A 307-nucleotide genomic window follows, 5' to 3' on the forward strand; every position below is an offset into this window, starting at 1 on the left:
GATAATACCAGTTATCACTAAGGAAACGGCTGCAATGGTAGCTATCACAGGTAAAAATGCCAAATTCAACGCACCAAATGAAACGGCTAAAGCTGCTACAATTGGAGTTAGAATAATAAACGCCGTACTCAATGCACCCATCACAATTAAAAGCGTTTGATCGGCTTCAGACAATTTACTAAACCAATCCATTACAGCTTTAACTCCATCAACAATTGGAGGTAAAATATCTTTCGCTAATTCTGCAAATTTCTTCCCAAGTGGCTCTAACGCAGCCTGCGTTTCTCTTAATGCTTTTTGAAATTGC

At 38.8% G+C, this 307-nt stretch carries 1 protein-coding gene; it reads right to left on the reverse strand.

Annotated features, from left to right (window positions below; all coding sequences use genetic code 11):
• The coding region (locus tag RT27_RS35650) for a hypothetical protein (protein WP_043939474.1) at nucleotides 1-307 on the reverse strand (307 nt) is incomplete at both ends.

Source organism: Bacillus sp. L_1B0_5, from assembly GCF_000836715.1.
Taxonomy (GTDB): Bacteria; Bacillota; Bacilli; order Bacillales; family Bacillaceae_G; genus Bacillus_A; species Bacillus_A thuringiensis_S.